This window comes from Streptomyces griseoloalbus (assembly GCA_014650015.1).
Classification (GTDB): Bacteria; Actinomycetota; Actinomycetes; order Streptomycetales; family Streptomycetaceae; genus Streptomyces; species Streptomyces griseoloalbus.
On the sequence record BMUD01000015.1, the window covers coordinates 41,374 to 58,768 of the forward strand.

Genomic DNA, 17,395 nt, shown 5'->3' on the forward strand with positions numbered 1-17,395 from the left:
CGGGAGGGTCACTTCGACGGCTGGTTCAGATACGGGTCGGCCACCACCGTGCGCAGGCTCTCCCACGCCGCGTCGTTGGCCAGGGCGAGGTTGCAGTGGGGTCCGGGGTCCCGGTAGTTCCACTGGAGCGCGGCCTTGACCCCCTCCAGGTCCTTCAGCACCCGCGGCACCTGCGCGTACCACTCGGCCTGCCGCTGCGGGCGGGCCGAGTCGACCGCCGTCCCGAACTCGGAGAGCATCAGCGGCTTGTCGTCGGAGATGTTCTCGCGTATCCAGTCGTGGCTGGTCGTCTGGGTCTGCTCGAAGGTCAGCCAGTCGGTGGCGTGGCACCGGTAGTAGTTGTACTGGTTGTAGCCGATCCAGTCGACGTACTCGTCCCCCGGGTACATCCGCTCGAACAGGTCGGCGTGGTTCAGGTATCCGGTGATGATCCAGGTCCACACCACGTTGTCGGCGCCCAGCTCGCGGAACCGGTCGTGGATGTGCCGGTACGCCTCCACGTACTCGGCGGGTGTGCCGTTGTCCGGGGTGCGGGTGTCCATCTCCAGGTCGAAGGAGAGGAAGACCTTCTTCCCGGTGCGCTCGCCGTAGTCCTTGATCCGCTGGGCCTGGACGTCGATGACGGAGGCGTCCAGCTCACCGGCCGCGATCTCCTTCCAGGTCGGCTGCTGCTTCTTCGTGCCGCCCCACCACTTGCTCTCCCAGGACAGCAGCAGCATGCGGTCGTCGCCCACCCGCTGTTCCTCGGGGGTGAGCAGCTGTCCCTCCCGGCGGGTGCCCTCGGGCAGGGACATGTCGTGGTACGTGTAGACGATGTCGAGCTTGCGGCCCACGCGTTCCTCGTAGGCCTTCACCTTGTCCTCCAGGTCGGCGCGTTCGTGCGGCACGAACGCGCCGAACCAGGCACCGCAGGGCGGTTCGAGCAGGGCGGTGGGCTCGCATTCCTCACCCGCCGCGGAGGGCTCCGAGACGTTCCTGAGGGCGAGTAGGGCGACGAGCACCGCGCTGACGACCGTGGCGGACGTGAGCAGCAGCCGGCGGCGCCGCGACAGCGGTCCCGGCGCCCCCCGTGTCCGTGGCCTGCGGTGCCGGCCGTCGGTGGTGCGCGTGCCGCTGTCGCGGCGAAAGGGACGGTTGAACGTCACAGAGCGGAACCCTTCCGTGTCCTTGGCATCGGCGGGGAGGCGCGCAGCCGCGGGCAGAACGCGGCGAGTGTGGTCAGGAGGGTCAGCGCCAGCAGCACCCGCTGCGCGCTGAAGGTGTGGGTGGCGATCAGCACCGTCGCGACGACCATCACCGCTCCGACGCTGAGGAGGAAGGTCAGCATCAGCCGTTCCAGCTGGTCGGAGCGGCGCGCGAAGTCGGGCCGGCGCGTCTCGACGGGCCCTCGTGCGGCCCGTGCGCGCAGCGCCGGCCCGCAGAGGCCGACCAGCGCGGCGCCGGGGCCCGCCGCCAGGAACACGGCGACCGCCGCGCCGCGCAACGGCGACCCGCCGGGCAGCGCGAGCGCGGCGAGCGCCAGCCAGCCGCCGAAGGGCGGGAGCATCCGCGTCACGAGATCCTGCGGTGTCATCGTTCCGCTCCCCCTTCGCGGCGCAGTTCGTAGACCACTCCCGCGCCGTTCTCCGCCACCAGCCGGAATCGCGGCGAGGCGGCGACGGAATCCCGGATGCGGTCCAACTGGTCCCCGGTGAGCTGCCCGTTCATCTCGGAGTTGGCGAACTGGCCCTGCGTGAGGAGGAAGTAGGCCCGGCCGGGGCGCTCCACACCGGTCATGTCACGGGCGAGGGTGGCGGCCGGGTCCTTGAGGATCTCGTCGACGTGCCGCCGGTCGTCGTCGAGGAACCAGTAGTGGTCGATGGTCCCGTACGACTCGTAGGCGAGCGGATAGTTGCGGTTGGCGGCGACGACCGTCGAGCCTTCGGGAGCCTCGTCGAAGAGCCGCTGCACCAGGCCCACTTCCCCCGGCGGGAAGTAGTTGATCCGGTCCTTGCCCGAATAGCTCGGGACGAAGGCCAGTGTCCCGGCGACGAGCACGAGCAGCGGGCCCCAGACACCGATGCCGCTCCGCCCGGTGCCCGGTGCGACCACGCGCGCTTCCGGCCCGCGGGCGCCCGCCTCGGCCTCGGCGGCGAGGGTGCGCACCTTGGGCAGCAGTGCCGCGGCGGCGAAGAAGGCGGCGCCGGGCAGCAGGAACATCAGCACCCTGAAGATCATTTCGCTGCCGTAGCTGCTCGCCACGAACATCGGCAGCGGGGCGGCCGCGATCACCAGCAGGGGCGTCGCCCGGTGGCGCAGCACGCGCTGCCGCCACACCCCGGCCACCGCCAGCAGCAGGACGGTGCCCGACAGCAGCCGGGCCGCCCAGGAGGTCGCCACCGCTCCGGTTCCGGTCGGGGTGGCGCCGTATCCGGTGGCGACATTGCCGCCGACGTCCCCCACGGAACGGATCATGTCCGGCATCGCGGCGGACAGGAACGGCAGCGCGGCCGTCAGACACCAGGCCAGGAAGATCACGACCGTGGTGACCAGCGGGACCCAGTCCCGGGAACGGCGGATCAGGCACAGGGCGAGCAGCGAGACGGCCAGCATGGCGGGGGTGAGCTGGTGCGAGATGACGATCGCCACCACCAGCACACTGAGCACGACCGTCCAGACGGCCTGCCTCTGCCGTCCGCGTGTCCCGCCGGACCGGCCGTACCGGCGCAGGACGACGGCCAGCACACCGAGGTGCAGCGCGAAGGCCACGGACTGGGGGGAGAAGTAGTCCTGGCCCACCCAGTTGGCGACGTAGAACAGCCAGACCGCGGTCCAGATCAGCCGCCGGTCCTCGGTGAAGGTGCGGTAGATCAGCAGTAGCGGGAGCAGCAGCATCAGGCTGGAGACCAGCGGCCACCAGGCCATGTACATCGCCGTCGACTCCACGCCCAGCAGCCGCACCAGGGCCGCCTGGGCGGCGAAGAAGCCGGGCCACTGGTCGTACACGGCCATGTCGCCGATCCGGTCGGCGCCCTGGAGTCCGCCGGCCGTCAGCAGGTGGTCGACGACACCGTCGTGCTTCCACGCCCAGGCGTACAGCGGGGTCGGGTAGAGCACGGCCTGGGTGGCCCGCTCCATCACCAGCAGCCCGAGCACATACGCCGCCGGCCAGCCGCTCGGCCGTCGCGGATCGCGGACCGTGAACCAGAATCCGGCGGCCAGCACCACCAGGCCGGCCCAGAAGGCCGGGTGGAGCGCGGTGACGAGACCGAAGTCGTCGAGCCGCGACACGTCGGTGTGCCGCACCGCGTACACCCACAGGGCGAGCGCGGCGAGCAGCGGGACGCCGGGCCAGGCGGCGGCGAGGCCGCGGCGCCCGGGCCAGACGGGCGGAAGATCGGAAAGATCCGTCACGGGCTCATGGGCGGGACTCGACGACTCCGATGAGGAGGGGGCCTGCGACCCGGGTGTGCGCTCCGGTTCCGTTTCGTCAGGGGTGACCGGCGCCGACGTGCTCTCCGGCACGGGCTCGGGCGCGGATCTCTCGCGTGGAGTGGTTGGCGGACGCACGGTGGTTCCCCCCTGGCGGTTCGGCTCTGAAGCGTGATCAGTCCTCGGGCAGGCCGTTCGGTGGTCTACGGCGGAGCGGCGTCGGCACGGCGCGGCTCAGCAGCGGGAGCAGGACGCGTACGACGACGGTGTGCAGTACGACGAGCAGGACGAGCAGGAGCGGCGTGACCGGCGCGAGGGCGTCGCGCCCCACCCAGCCGCCCACCGCGACGAGATAGAGAACCCCCCAGCGCCCCGGCCACGACAGCCGTCCGCCCGTGTGCGCGAGCAGCAGCCACAGGGGGACGAGGCACAGCACATGGCAGATCAGGGGCGCCCAGCGGAGCAGCGGGCCGGGCCCGTCGAGGGCCACCGCCTCCGCGAGGAAGCCGGCCGTCTGCGTGTACAACGCGCCGCCCACGGCCTCCGGTTCCCGGCCGAGGGCGACGGGCGCGGCGTGCAGCGCGACCAGGGCGGAGCCCAGTGCCGTACCGGAGAGCCAGGGGTCGGCCCGCGTGTACAGCGTCACCGAGGCGACGAAGACGAGGAGCAGCGTGCCCCCGGCCGCGAGCGCCGTGAGGGGCAGTCCCTCCAGCAGCTGACGGCCGGTCAGCGCGGCACCCTGGGGCCCGCCCAGCCAGGGCAGGTCGCGCACCGACGCCCAGAAGACGAGGGTGGCGAGTCCGAGCACGGCCCAGAGGACGCCTCTCAGGCGCCGGTCGGAAACGTCAGCAAGAACGTCAGCGGAAACGTTGTCGGAAGAGCCGTCGGACGGGTGCGGCGTGGCGGGACGCTGCGCGTCGGCCTCCGCCGGCCCGCGCCGCTCCCCCGGGGCGGGCGGCGGCGGTGCGACGACGGCCCAGGTGGCCCGGCCGGGCTGCCCGGGCGGCCCGCTCCGCGGGGACGGATGGACGGACCGCCACGCGTCCGGCGCCTCCTGCCGTGGGGGGCGGTCCCCCGCCGCGCGTCCGTCGTCGTCCCGCTCGTCCGCCTCCCCGCGGGCCGTCTCCCCGCCGGACGTCTCGCCGCCGGCGCCCCGGTCGCCTTCCTCCTCCGGCTCTCCCGCCCCGGCCGTTCCGGCTCCCGGCCCCGAGGGGTGCGGCCGCACGATGAACGCCAGCGTGTCCGCCTGCAGGGCCTCGCGTTCGTACCCCGGGCGGCCGATGAACAACGTGACCGTGTCCTCGCCGGACTCCTCGGCGTCCTCGCCCCCGCGAGCGGCGCGGCGGGCCCAGCCCGTGCCGTACCCGGCGGTGGCGTTCAGCCGGGCCCAGCGCGTGCCGTAGTCGGGGGCGGCGGCGGAGGGACGGTCCACGGGAGAGCCGGTCCGGTCGCGCAGTGCCGCGCGCAGCCCGAACACCGAGACGACCGCGATCAGCGTCATGCTGATCAGCACCGCCCACCCGGCCCCCGCGATCCCCGCCGGGGTGAACAGCACGCCCGCACTGCCCAGGACCAGCGCGCACATCGCCCCCTGGAGCGCCGCGAGCACACCGGTGCGTCCCTGCACCCGCAGCACGCCGATGTACAGCTCCACGACCACCCGCGGCAGCGCGCCGAGGGCGAGCAGCCGCAGCACGGTCGAGCCGTGCTCGGCGTAGTCCGCGTTGAACGGCGTGAGGATCTGCGGCGCGAAGATCACCAGCACCGCGACCACCGGCACCAGCAGCAGCGTCATCCGGCGCAGCGCCCCCCGCACCCCGTCGGCCAGTTGGCGCGGGTCGTGCGAGGCATGGGCGGTCAGCGACGAGGCCATGTTGATGGCCATGAACTCCATCGTGCCGCCGACGGTGTACGCCACGTAGAAGTAGCCGTTCTCCGCGGCGCTGAAGCGGACCGCGACCATCACGGGCAGCAGATTGATCATCGCCAGGCTGAACAGCGCGCCGAGCGAGTCACCGGCCAGGAAGCGGCCCATGGTCCGCAGGGCGGGCGGTTCCGCGTCGCGGTCGGCGGCGGCCTGGCGCGGGATGAGCCGGCGGAAGATCAGCCAGCCGAGCGGGAGGGTGGAGAACGCGATGGCCACGGCCCAGGACACGAAGATGCCCAGCACGGGCAGCGCACTGGCGAAGACGGCCAGCAGGACCAGCTTCCCGATGGAGAACACCGCGTTGCCGGCCGGCACCCATTCGGCCTTGCGCAGTCCGGTGAGCACCCCGTCCTGGAGCGTGAGCAGCGCCCAGGCCACGCACGCCGCGACGAACAGCGCCCCGGCCAGGGGGGTGCCGAGGGGTTCGTAGGAGGAGCCCCACTGGTCGAGCGTGAGCAGGAAGACGCCCGCGGCCAGGGCGACGACCACTGAGCTCGCCCCGTACACGCCCCACACCAGGCGTCCGGTCTCGCGGCCGGCGCGCGGTACGAAACGGACCACGGCGCCGATCATCGTGGTCGCGGTGATGCTGGCGAGCAGCCGCATCGCGGCGATCGCCGCTGATCCCTGGCCTACCGCGTCCTCGGAGTAGTACCGGGCGGCCACGAGCCAGAACCCCAGGCCGAGGACGGCGGACACGCCCGTGCTGAGCATCAGGAAGTAGGCGTTCTTGAACAGGGAGTCGGAACCCGATCCGTGCTCGGCGGGCCGGGGCCCGCCGTCGGCACGCACCGCTGCGGGCTCCTGCACCTGGATGTCAGTCACGGGACGACCCCAGCCCGCCCGCCGGCGCCCCCGGCCACGTCGGGCCCTGTGGGGGTTCGGCCGGCCGTGCACCGGACCGCTCCAGCACCTCGACGGCCTCCCGCGCCCGCAGCGGGTCCACCGGCAGCGCGTGCCGCGCGAACCAGCGGGCCGCCTCGGGCGCGGGCGACGGATCCGTGAACGCCTCCCCCGCGTAGTCGTCCAGGGGCGGGTCGTAGAGGTAGCCGACGACGATCCCGCGCCGCGCCAGTGCCGCGATCGCCGCGTCCCGGTCCGCCACCAGCAGCGGTACCCGGAACAACGGCTGCGCGTCGCTGCCCTCCCGCGGCCGGGCCCACCGCGTGGACAGCAGCAGCTCGGTGCCCTCCCGGGTCGCCCGCAGTACCTCGTCCAGCCGTCCGAGCCTGCGCCGGATCCGCCCCAGCCGCAGCGGGCCGGACGCCTGGCGGTAGGTGTGCATGTCGACGCGGACCCAGGGGTCGTGCGCGGTCAGGTCCGGGGCCGCGCCGACCGCCCGGGCCAGTGCGTCCGGACGCAACGGCATCCTGATCCCGTCGCGCTCCGTGAGCCCCAGCAGCCCCATCGCGGCCCAGGCGGCCCGCCGCAGCCCCAGCCCCCGCACGGCAGCCTCGGCGTACGGCCGTACGGCATAGGCGAGTTCGGATGCCGTACGGCGCGGGGTGAGCAGCCCGTCGCAGGTGTTCCGCACCGCCTCGCGCAGGTCCGGGTCGGCGAGCGACAGGATGCCCCCCGCCTGGGCGCCGGCGTGCTTGGAAAGGCTGAAAACGGAGGCCTCACCCCATGCCCCGACCGGCCGCCCGCCGACCTCGCTGCCGATGGCGTGCGCCGCGTCTTCGAACAGCGGGATGCCCAACGCGTCGCAGCGCGTCCGCAGTTCGGGCGCCGGATCCGGGTTGCCGTACAGGTTCGTCGTCAGTACGGCGGAGAGCGATCCCCACACCTCGTCGGGCACGGCGTCGATGTCGATGGACGCGTCGAACGGGTTCAACGGCGCCTGCACCGGCCGCAGCCCCGCCGCCAGCACGACGAAGAAGATGACGTCGTCGTTGACCGGCGACATCAGCACCCGGCCGCCCGGCGGGCACCAGTGGCGCAACGCCACGAACAGCCCGAACCTGCATGACGGCACGTACACACATTCCCGGCCGAGCCGGCCACCCATGGTCTCTTCCAGCCGTTTCGACTGCGAGCCGTGGCGCACCGAACCCGGGCCGGCCTCCCCAATGGCCATCCGCCCCCCATGTGTGCCGTCGGAACGCCCCCTCCCCGAGGCCTTCCGGCACCCGCCCAGAGTCGCCCCGTTCGCACCGCTCCGTCAAGATTGCGTCGCGTCCTGTGGATAACTTCCGGTACGCAAGGGGAAGCGGCGCACGACGCCGTCGCGCCCGGGCGTCCGCGGCCCGGCGGCCCCGTCCGCCGCCGCACCACCATTCCGGCTCTGCACAAGACGCCCACGTCACCCGTAACGTGTGGCACGGCCACGGACACGTGGAGCACCTGCGCAGACGAAAGCGAGGCAGCACCCGATGCCCCCCTTCGATGTCCCCGAGGGCGATCCCTTCGGCCCGCACAACCTGCCGTACGGCGTGTTCTCGCCCCCCGGCTCGTCGGAGCGGACCGTGGGCGTCCGGCTCGGCGACCACGTCCTCGACGCCGGCGCGGCGGCCCACGCCCTGGGCTCCCCCTACGCCTCCCTGCTCGCCCGCCCGACCCTCGGCCCGCTGCTGGCGGCGGGCCGTACGGCCTGGTCGGACGTGCGGCGGGCGCTCACGGCGTGGGTGACCGTCCCGGCGCACCGGGAGACCGTCGAGCCGCTGTTCCACCCGCTGTCCGAGGTGACCCTGCACCTCCCCTTCGAGGTCGCGGACTACGTCGACTTCTACGCCTCGGAGAACCACGCCCGAAACGTCGGCCGGATGTTCCGCCCCGACGCGCCCGACTCCCTGACCCCCAACTGGAAACATCTGCCGATCGGCTACCACGGCCGCTCCGGCACGGTCGTGGTGTCGGGCACCGACGTCGTACGCCCCTCGGGCCAGCGCAAGGCGCCCACGGAGGACGCCCCGGTCTTCGGGCCGTCCGTCCGGCTGGACATCGAGGCCGAGGTCGGCTTCGTGGTCGGCGTGCCCTCCGAGCTGGGGCGGCCGGTGCCCCTGAGCGACTTCCGCGACCACGTCTTCGGCCTCTGCCTCCTCAACGACTGGTCCGCGCGCGACGTCCAGGCCTGGGAGTACGTCCCCCTCGGCCCGTTCCTCGGCAAGTCCTTCACCACCTCGGTGTCGGCCTGGATCACCCCGTTGGACGCCCTGGAGGAGGCCCGCGTGGCGCCGCCGGAGCGCACCCACGACCTGCTGCCCTACCTGGACGACGCGCACGAGGAACCCGGCGGGTACGACCTGCGGATCACCGTCTCCCTCAACGGCCATGTCGTCTCCGAACCCCCCTTCTCCACCATGTACTGGACGGCCGCCCAGCAGCTCGCCCACCTGACCGTCAACGGCGCCAGTCTGCGCACCGGCGACCTGTACGGTTCCGGCACCGTGAGCGGACCCACCGAGCGGGAACGCGGGTCGCTGCTGGAACTGACCTGGAACGGCCGCGATCCCCTCGAACTCCCCGACGGCAAGCGGACGTTCCTGGAGGACGGCGACGTGGTGACGCTGTCGGCCTGGGCGCCGGGCCCGGACGGTGTCCGCGTGGGCCTCGGCGAGGTCACGGGACGGGTGGTCCCGGCAGCCTGACCATCCCGGCCCCATCCGATCCACGACGACCCCTGACCCACACCGCCCTTCGCCGTCATACTGGGCGTCGGGCGGTGTGTGCGTCAGCACCGCGCGCCCTCAGCACTTCACGCACGCCCCCAGCACGACCCGAAGCCGCCCTCTTCCGAAGAGATCCGGAGCCCGTGGCATGACCGTCTGCCTGCTCCTGCTGAGCGTTGTCGCCGTGGCGGCCGCCGTGCCCGTCCCCCGCGCGCTGACCCGGGCGAAGTGGCCCGAGCGGGAACCCGTGGTCGGCCTGTGGGTGTGGCAGTGCCTGGTCGCCACCGTCCTGCTGTGCTGTCTGACTGCCCTCGCCCTCGGTGCCGCCGCCGTCTTCGGCACCGTCCGCGCCCAGCTCTTCGCCCCGGCCCCGCCCGCCGTGACCGCGGCGTACGACCTGTCCGCCGCACCGCCCTGGGCGACCGCCCTCACCATCCTGCTGGCCTGCGGGGCGGCCTGGACGACGGCCATGCTCGGGCGCGAGCTGGTCGAGGCCCGCCGGCGCCGCACCCATGCCCGGGCGCATCTGCGCGAACGCGCCCCGGAGCTGCCCGCGGGACTCCCCGCGGCCCGCGGCCCCCTGCTGGTGCTGGAGGACGAGTACCCCGACGCCTGGTGGATGCCGGGCAGCCCGCCCCAGCTGATCGTCACCACCGGCGCCCTTCAGCGCCTCACCGACCACCAGCTGGACGCCGTCCTCACGCACGAGCGCGGCCACGCCCGCGCCCGCCACGACTGGCTGCTCCACCTCTCCACCGCCCTGGCCACCGGGTTCCCACGCGTTCCGCTGTTCGCCCACTTCTGCGACCAGACCCACCGCCTGGTCGAGCTGGCAGCCGACGACACCGCCTCCCGCCGCTGCGGTCACCTGACCACGGCCCTGGCCCTGATCGAGCTCAACCAGCACCGCGGTGTGCTGTCCTGCGCGTCCAGCCACCGGCTGCTCGGCGAGCGCGTCGACCGCCTGCTGGAGCCGCCGCCCCGCCTCGACCGCCACCACCGCGCCCTGACGACGACGGTGGCGGCGCTGGTCCCGCTCGTCCCCCTGCTGATCGTCTTCGCCCCGGGGCTGACGGCACTGCCGTAGGCGAGGACGGACCGCCTACGACCAGTCCGGCTCGGGCTCCAGGTCCGGCTCGGGCCAGTCGTCGGGGCCGTCCGTGGGCGCGCCCTGCACACCGTCCGCCGGGTCCTGCGCCCCGCCGCCCGACGGCCCGCCCAGCCCCGCCAGCACCGCCACCACGCCTTCCCCGTAGGTCGCCAGCTTCTTCTCCCCCACCCCGCTGATCCCGCCGAGCTCGGCCACGGACGCGGGCCGGAGCGTGGCGATCTCCCGGAGCGTGGCGTCGTGGAAGATGACGTACGCCGGGACGCCCTGCTCGCGGGCCTGCTCGGCACGCCAGGCGCGCAGCGCCTCGAACGCCGGGACGAGTTCCGCGGGCAGCTCGGCCGCTGCCGCCTTGGCCTTGCGGTCCCCCCGGGCACTCGCGCCCCGGGCCGCCGCCGGCTTCTTCGGCTCCTTGCGCAGCGGCACCTCCCGCTCACGCCGCAGCACCGCCCCGCTGGCCTCGGTCAGCACCAGCGTGCCGTACTCGCCCTCGACGGCGAGCAGTCCCTGGGCCAGCAACTGGCGGATGACGCCCCGCCATTCGGCCTCGACCAGCTCCTCACCGATCCCGAACACGGAGAGCTGGTCGTGGTCGAACTGGATGACCTTGGCCGTGCGCCGCCCCAGCAGGATGTCGACGATCTGCACCGCGCCGAACTTCTGCCCGCGCTCCCGCTGCAGCCGCACCACCGTCGACAGCACCTTCTGCGCCGCGACGGTCCCGTCCCAGGTCTCCGGCGGGGTGAGGCAGGTGTCGCAGTTGCCGCAGGCCCCTGAGTCGGCGTCCTGGCCGAAGTAGGCGAGGAGCTGGCCACGGCGGCACCGGACCGTCTCGCACAGCGCGAGCATCGCGTCCAGATGCTGGCCCGCCCGCCGCCGGAACGCCTCGTCGCCCTCGCCGGACTGGATCAGCTTGCGCTGCTGTATGACGTCGTTGAGTCCGTACGCCATCCAGGCCGTGGACGGCAGCCCGTCGCGCCCCGCGCGGCCCGTCTCCTGGTAGTAGCCCTCGACCGACTTGGGCAGGTCGAGGTGGGCGACGAACCGGACGTCCGGCTTGTCGATGCCCATGCCGAAGGCGATGGTCGCCACCACGACCAGGCCCTCCTCCCGCAGGAAGCGTGCCTGGTGCGCGGCGCGTGTCCCCGCGTCCAGGCCCGCGTGGTACGGCACCGCCTCGATGCCGTTGCGCGAGAGGAACTCGGCGGTCTTGTCCACCGAGTTGCGCGAGAGGCAGTACACGATGCCCGCGTCCCCGGCGTGCTCCTCGCGCAGGAAGCTCAGCAGCTGCTTCTTCGGGTCGGCCTTCGGCACGATCCGGTACTGGATGTTGGGCCGGTCGAAGCTCGCCACGAAGTGCCGGGCCTCCGGCATGTTCAGCCGCTCGGTGATCTCCCGGTGCGTGGCGTGCGTGGCCGTCGCCGTGAGCGCGATCCGGGGCACGTCCGGCCACCGCTCGCCGAGCAGCGACAGGGTGAGGTAGTCCGGCCGGAAGTCGTGTCCCCACTGGGACACGCAGTGCGCCTCGTCGATCGCGAAGACGGAGATCTTCCCGCGCGAGAGCAGATCCAGGCTGCTGTCGAGCCGCAGCCGCTCCGGAGCGAGATACAGCAGGTCCAGCTCGCCGGCGAGGAACTCGGCCTCGACGACCCGCCGCTCGTCGAAGTCCTGCGTGGAGTTCATGAACCCGGCGCGCACACCCAGCGCCCGCAACGCGTCCACCTGGTCCTGCATCAGAGCGATGAGCGGCGAGACGACGACCCCCGTACCCGGTCTGACCAGGGCCGGGATCTGGTAGCACAGCGATTTGCCGCCGCCGGTCGGCATGAGGACGACGGCGTCGCCACCCGCGACCACGTGCTCGACGACGGCCTCCTGCTCACCGCGGAAGGCCTCGTACCCGAACACCCGGTGCAGGGCGGCCAGCGCCTCCCCATCCGTCACTGTCATCTCGGCGGTACCGCCCGTCCCCTGCATCGTCCCGTCCCCCGTACGTCGTCCCTCGACCACTGCGTCCACGATAGGCGCCCGCACCGACAGCCCCGGACTTATCCACAGGCCCGTGCGGAACGGCAGCGGCCCGGCACCCCACCCAGGGGGTACCGGGCCGCTCCCTCGTCCGGCGGCGCGGGGTCAGCGCACGAACACTCCCGCGTCCCCGGCCAGCTCCAGGAAGTACTGCGGTGCCACACCGAGCACCACCGTGACCGCCACGCCGACCCCGATCGCCGTCATCGTCAGCGGTGACGGCACCGCGACGGTCGGGCCCTCGGGGCGCGGCTCGCTGAAGAACATCAGGACGATGACGCGGATGTAGAAGAACGCCGCGATGGCCGACGAGATCACACCGACCACGACCAGGGGTGCCGCTCCGCCCTCCGCCGCCGCCTTGAACACGGCGAACTTCCCGGCGAACCCGGAGGTCAGCGGAATGCCCGCGAAGGCCAGCAGGAACACCGCGAACACGGCCGCCACCAGCGGGGACCGACGGCCGAGGCCCGCCCACTTGGACAGGTGCGTCGCCTCACCGCCGGCGTCGCGGACCAGGGTGACCACCGCGAACGCGCCGATCGTCACGAAGGAGTACGCCGCCAGGTAGAAGAGGACGGACGAGATTCCCGACGGCGTGGTCGCGATGACACCCGCGAGGATGAAGCCCGCGTGCGCGATCGACGAGTACGCCAGCAGCCGCTTGATGTCGGTCTGTGTGATCGCGACGATCGCACCGGCCAGCATGGTGACGATGGCGACGGCCCACATGACCGGCCGCCAGTCCCAGCGCAGGCCCGGCAGCACGACGTACAGGATCCGCAGCAGCGCGCCGAACGCCGCCACCTTGGTCGCCGCCGCCATGAAGCCCGTCACCGGCGTCGGAGCGCCCTGGTACACGTCGGGCGTCCACATGTGGAAGGGGACGGCGCCGACCTTGAACAGCAGGCCCATGACCAGCAGCGCGGCACCGACCAGCAGCAGCGCGTCGTTGCCCATGGTGTCGGCGAGCGCCGGGCTGACGTCCTGGACCGTGCCGTCGACGACCTGCGCGATCGTCGCGTACGACATCGAGCCCGAGTAGCCGTACAGCAGTGCGATGCCGAACAGCGTGAACGCGGAGGCGAACGCGCCGAGCAGGAAGTACTTGACCGCCGCTTCCTGCGACATCAGCCGCTTGCGGCGGGCCAGCGCGCACAGCAGGTACAGCGGGAGCGAGAGCACCTCGAGCGCCACGAACAGCGTCAGCAGGTCGTTGGCCGCCGGGAAGACCAGCATGCCGGAGACCGCGAAGAGCAGCAGCGGGAACACCTCGGTGGTGGTGAACCCGGCCTTGACCGCCTTCTTCTCGCTGTCGCTGCCCGGTACGGACGCGGCCTGCGCGGCGAAGGAGTCGACGCGGTTGCCGTGCGCCTCCGGGTCGAGCCGGCGCTCGGCGAAGGTGAACAGGCCGACCATGGCCGTGAGCAGGATCGTGCCCTGGAGGAACAGGGCCGGCCCGTCGACGGCGATGGCGCCCATCGCCACGATGCCCGCCTTGGTGGTGCCGTAGCCGTCGGCGGCGAGCGCCACGACCGCGGCGAAGGCGGCGGCGAGCGCGACCACGGCGACGAACATCTGCGCGTAGTAGCGGGTCCTGCGCGGTACGAACGCCTCGACCAGCACCCCGAGGACCGCCGCACCGACGACGATCAGGGTGGGCGCGAGCTGCCCGTACTCGATTTTCGGCGCGTCGATCCTGGAGATCGGGTCGGCCGCCGCCGCCGTTGTCCACAGGCTGTGGACGGCTGCTGTTGCGCTCACTTGGCCGCCTCCACCTCAGGCTGGGGGTCCTTCTTCTGTACGTCGGACATGGTGTGCTCCACCGCCGGGTTCACGACGTCCGTGACGGGCTTCGGGTAGACGCCCAGGAAGATCAGCAGCACGACCAGCGGCGCCACCACCGCGATCTCCCGCACCCGCAGATCCGGCATCTCGGCGACCTCGGGCTTCACCGGACCCGTCATCGTCCGCTGGTAGAGGACGAGGGTGTAGAGCGCGGCGAGGACGATGCCGAAGGTGGCGATGATGCCGATCACCGGGTAGCGCGTGAACGTGCCGACCAGGACCAGGAACTCACTGACGAAGGGCGCGAGCCCCGGCAGGGAGAGGGTGGCCAGACCGCCGATCAGGAACGTGCCGGCGAGCACCGGGGCGACCTTCTGCACACCGCCGTAGTCGGCGATGAGCCGGGAGCCGCGCCGCGAGATCAGGAAACCGGCCACCAGCATCAGCGCGGCGGTCGAGATCCCGTGGTTGACCATGTAGAGCGTCGCACCGGACTGGCCCTGGCTGGTCATCGCGAAGATGCCCATGATGATGAAGCCGAAGTGCGAGATCGACGCGTACGCGATCAGCCGCTTGATGTCGCGCTGGCCGACCGCGAGCAGCGCGCCGTAGATGATGCTGATGAGCGCCAGGACCAGGATCACCGGCGTCGCCCACTTGCTCGCCTCCGGGAACAGCTGGAGGCAGAAGCGGAGCATCGCGAAGGTGCCCACCTTGTCGACGACCGCCGTGATGAGCACGGCCACCGGCGCGGTGGATTCCTGCATGGCGTTGGGCAGCCAGGTGTGCAGCGGCCACAACGGCGCCTTCACCGCGAAGGCGAAGAAGAAGCCGAGGAACAGCCAGCGCTCGGTGCCGGTCGCCATGTCCAGCGAGCCGTTGGCCCGCGCCTCGGCGATCTCCGTGAGCGAGAAGTTCCCGGCGACCACGTAGAGCCCGATCACCGCGGCCAGCATGATCAGACCGCCGGCCAGGTTGTACAGCAGGAACTTCACGGCCGCGTACGACCGTTGCCTGGCCGCCGTCTCCTCCCCGTGCTCGTGGGCACGGTCCCCGAAGCCGCCGATGAGGAAGTACATCGGGATCAGCATGGCTTCGAAGAAGATGTAGAAGAGGAAGACGTCGGTGGCCTCGAAGGAGAGGATCACCATCGCCTCGACGGCCAGGATCAGGGCGAAGAAGCCCTGCGTCGGCCGCCACCGCTTGCTCCCCGTCTCCAGCGGGTCGGCGTCGTGCCAGCCGGCCAGGACGATGAACGGGATCAGCAGGGCGGTCAGCGCGATCAGCGCCACCGCGATGCCGTCCACGCCCAGTTCGTAGCGGACCCCGAAGTCCGCGATCCAGGCGTGGGACTCGGTGAGCTGGTAGCGGTCGCCGTCCGGGTCGAAACGCACCAGGACGACGATCGCCAGGACGAGCGTGGCGAGCGAGAACAGCAGGGCCAGCCATTTGGCGGCCGTGCGCTTCGCGGCCGGTACGGCGGCCGTGGCGATCGCCCCGATGGCCGGGAGCGCCGCCGTCGCGGTCAGCAGAGGAAAGGACATCGGTATCAGACCGCCCTCATCAGCAGGGTCGCGGCGACCAGGACGGCCGCGCCGCCGAACATCGAGACCGCGTAGGACCGCGCGAAGCCGTTCTGCAGCCTGCGCATCCGTCCGGACAGGCCGCCCATCGAGGCCGCCGTGCCGTTGACGACCCCGTCGACCAGGGTGTGGTCGACGTACACCAGCGAGCGCGTGAGGTGCTCACCGCCGCGCACCAGGACCACGTGGTTGAAGTCGTCCTGGAGCAGGTCGCGCCGGGCGGCCCGGGTGAGCAGCGACCCGCGCGGGGCGACGGCCGGCACCGGACGGCGCCCGTACTGGGCCCAGGCGACCGCCACGCCGATGACCATCACGGCCACCGTGGCGGCGGTCACCGTCATGGCGCTGATCGGCGCGTGACCGTGGTCGTGCCCGGTGACGGGCTCCAGCCAGTGCAGGAAGCGGTCGCCGACGCTGAAGAAGGCACCGCCCGCGACCGACCCGACGGCCAGCACGATCATCGGGATCGTCATGACCTTCGGCGACTCGTGCGGGTGCGGAGGCGTGTACGCGCCGCGCGTCCCGGCGGCGGGCTCCACGTCCGGCTCGGCCGGGGACGGCGTCGGGGCGTTGCCCCAGCGCTCCTCGCCGAAGAACGTCATCAGCATCACGCGCGTCATGTAGTACGCGGTGATGGCCGCGCCCAGCAGGGCGCAGGCGCCGAGGATCCAGCCCTCGGTGCCGCCCTTGGCGAACGCCGCCTCGATGATCTTGTCCTTGGAGAAGAAGCCGGACAGGCCCGGGAAGCCGATGATCGCGAGGTAGCCGAGGCCGAAGGTGACGAACGTGATCGGCATGTACCTGCGCAGTCCGCCGTAGCGGCGCATGTCGACCTCGTCGTTCATGCCGTGCATCACGGAACCGGCGCCGAGGAACAGCCCGGCCTTGAAGAAACCGTGCGTCACCAGGTGCATGATCGCGAAGACGTAGCCGATGGGGCCGAGCCCCGCGGCCAGCACCATGTACCCGATCTGCGACATGGTCGAGCCGGCCAGCGCCTTCTTGATGTCGTCCTTCGCGCAACCGACGATCGCACCGAACAGCAGCGTGACCGCCCCGACGATGGTGACGACCAGTTGGGCGTCCGGGGCGCCGTTGAAGATCGCTCCGGAGCGGACGATCAGATACACGCCCGCCGTCACCATGGTCGCCGCGTGGATCAGGGCGGAGACCGGGGTCGGGCCCTCCATCGCGTCCCCGAGCCAGGACTGCAGCGGCACCTGGGCGGACTTGCCGCACGCGGCGAGCAGCAGCATCAGCGCGATCGCGGTGAGCTTGTCCTCACCGGCGGCCCCGGCGAGCCCGGCCTCCCCGTGCGTGCCGAGCACCGGCTCGAAGGCGAAGGTGCCGAACCACAGGAACATCAGCATGATCGCGATCGACAGGCCCATGTCGCCGACGCGGTTGACCAGGAAGGCCTTCTTCGCCGCCGTGGCGGCGCTGGGCTTGTGCTGCCAGAAGCCGATCAGCAGGTAGGAGGCGAGACCGACGCCCTCCCAGCCGACGTACAGCAGCAGGTAGTTGTCGGCGAGGACGAGCAGCAGCATCGCCGCCAGGAACAGGTTCAGGTAGCCGAAGAAGCGGCGGCGCCGCTCGTCGTGCTCCATGTACCCGACGGAGTACAGGTGGATCAGCGAGCCGACGCCGGTGATCAGCAGGACGAAGGTCATCGACAGCTGGTCGAGCCGGAAGGCGACGTCGGCCTGGAAGCCCTCCACCGGGATCCAGCTGAACAGGTGCTGCGTGACGGTGCGTTCACCGGCGCCCTTGCCCAGCAGGTCGGTGAAGAGCACCAGGCCGAGCGCGAAGGAGACGGCCGCGAGCAGCGTGCCGATCCAGTGCCCGACGGCGTCCAGCCGGCGTCCGCCGCACAGCAGGACCGCCGCTCCGAGCAGGGGCGCCGCCACCAGCAGCGCAATCAGGTTCTCCACGATTCAGCCCC

Annotated in this window: 11 protein-coding genes; 2 read left to right on the plus strand and 9 right to left on the minus strand. The window is 72.0% G+C overall.

The genetic code is table 11. The features are described 5' to 3' along the window. Positions 1 to 8 precede the first annotated feature (8 nt). From IE178_RS22510 to IE178_RS22530, 5 genes are all read right to left on the minus strand, one after another. Complete coding sequence (locus tag IE178_RS22510; RefSeq protein ID WP_193513561.1) at positions 9 to 1,145, minus strand: glycoside hydrolase family 26 protein; 1,137 nt, start codon at positions 1,143 to 1,145, stop codon at positions 9 to 11. After that, a complete protein-coding gene (locus tag IE178_RS22515; RefSeq protein ID WP_193513562.1) occupies positions 1,142 to 1,573 on the minus strand; it encodes a hypothetical protein in 432 nt (143 codons plus the stop codon). The genes IE178_RS22510 and IE178_RS22515 overlap by 4 nt, the downstream gene beginning before the upstream one ends. Then, entirely contained in the window at positions 1,570 to 3,393 is a 1,824-nt protein-coding gene (locus IE178_RS22520; RefSeq protein ID WP_193513563.1) for a glycosyltransferase, read from the minus strand. The genes IE178_RS22515 and IE178_RS22520 overlap by 4 nt, the downstream gene beginning before the upstream one ends. Positions 3,394 to 3,586: 193 nt before the next feature. Further along, positions 3,587 to 6,163, minus strand: coding sequence for a lipopolysaccharide biosynthesis protein (locus IE178_RS22525; protein WP_438874404.1), 2,577 nt, complete (start codon positions 6,161 to 6,163; stop codon positions 3,587 to 3,589). Continuing rightward, positions 6,156 to 7,415, minus strand: coding sequence for a DegT/DnrJ/EryC1/StrS family aminotransferase (locus IE178_RS22530; protein WP_193513564.1), 1,260 nt, complete (start codon positions 7,413 to 7,415; stop codon positions 6,156 to 6,158). The genes IE178_RS22525 and IE178_RS22530 overlap by 8 nt, the downstream gene beginning before the upstream one ends. Positions 7,416 to 7,710: 295 nt before the next feature. On the opposite strand from IE178_RS22530, the gene fahA reads away from it, so the two are divergent. Both fahA and IE178_RS22540 read left to right on the plus strand, forming a co-directional pair. Next, a complete protein-coding gene (fahA, locus tag IE178_RS22535; protein WP_184760939.1) occupies positions 7,711 to 8,925 on the plus strand; it encodes a fumarylacetoacetase in 1,215 nt (404 codons plus the stop codon). A 169-nt stretch (positions 8,926 to 9,094) separates the two neighbouring features. Next, positions 9,095 to 10,033 (plus strand): M56 family metallopeptidase, encoded by a 939-nt coding sequence (locus IE178_RS22540; protein ID WP_184760938.1) that lies wholly within the window; start codon positions 9,095 to 9,097, stop codon positions 10,031 to 10,033. A gap of 15 nt (positions 10,034 to 10,048) precedes the next feature. Here IE178_RS22540 and recQ read toward each other — a convergent pair whose 3' ends face one another. The 4 genes from recQ to nuoL form a co-directional block, all read right to left on the minus strand. Further along, on the minus strand, positions 10,049 to 12,031 hold the full coding sequence (gene recQ / locus IE178_RS22545; protein ID WP_184761305.1) for a DNA helicase RecQ: 1,983 nt from the start codon (positions 12,029 to 12,031) through the stop codon (positions 10,049 to 10,051). 156 nt (positions 12,032 to 12,187) lie between these two features. Continuing rightward, complete coding sequence (nuoN, locus tag IE178_RS22550; protein WP_184760937.1) at positions 12,188 to 13,846, minus strand: NADH-quinone oxidoreductase subunit NuoN; 1,659 nt, start codon at positions 13,844 to 13,846, stop codon at positions 12,188 to 12,190. Further along, positions 13,843 to 15,414: an NADH-quinone oxidoreductase subunit M gene (locus IE178_RS22555; RefSeq protein WP_193513565.1), complete on the minus strand. Its 1,572-nt coding sequence runs from the start codon at positions 15,412 to 15,414 to the stop codon at positions 13,843 to 13,845. Before IE178_RS22555 ends, nuoN begins: the two co-directional genes overlap by 4 nt. A 5-nt stretch (positions 15,415 to 15,419) precedes the next feature. Beyond that, positions 15,420 to 17,384: an NADH-quinone oxidoreductase subunit L gene (nuoL, locus tag IE178_RS22560; protein ID WP_193513566.1), complete on the minus strand. Its 1,965-nt coding sequence runs from the start codon at positions 17,382 to 17,384 to the stop codon at positions 15,420 to 15,422. Positions 17,385 to 17,395 lie beyond the last annotated feature (11 nt).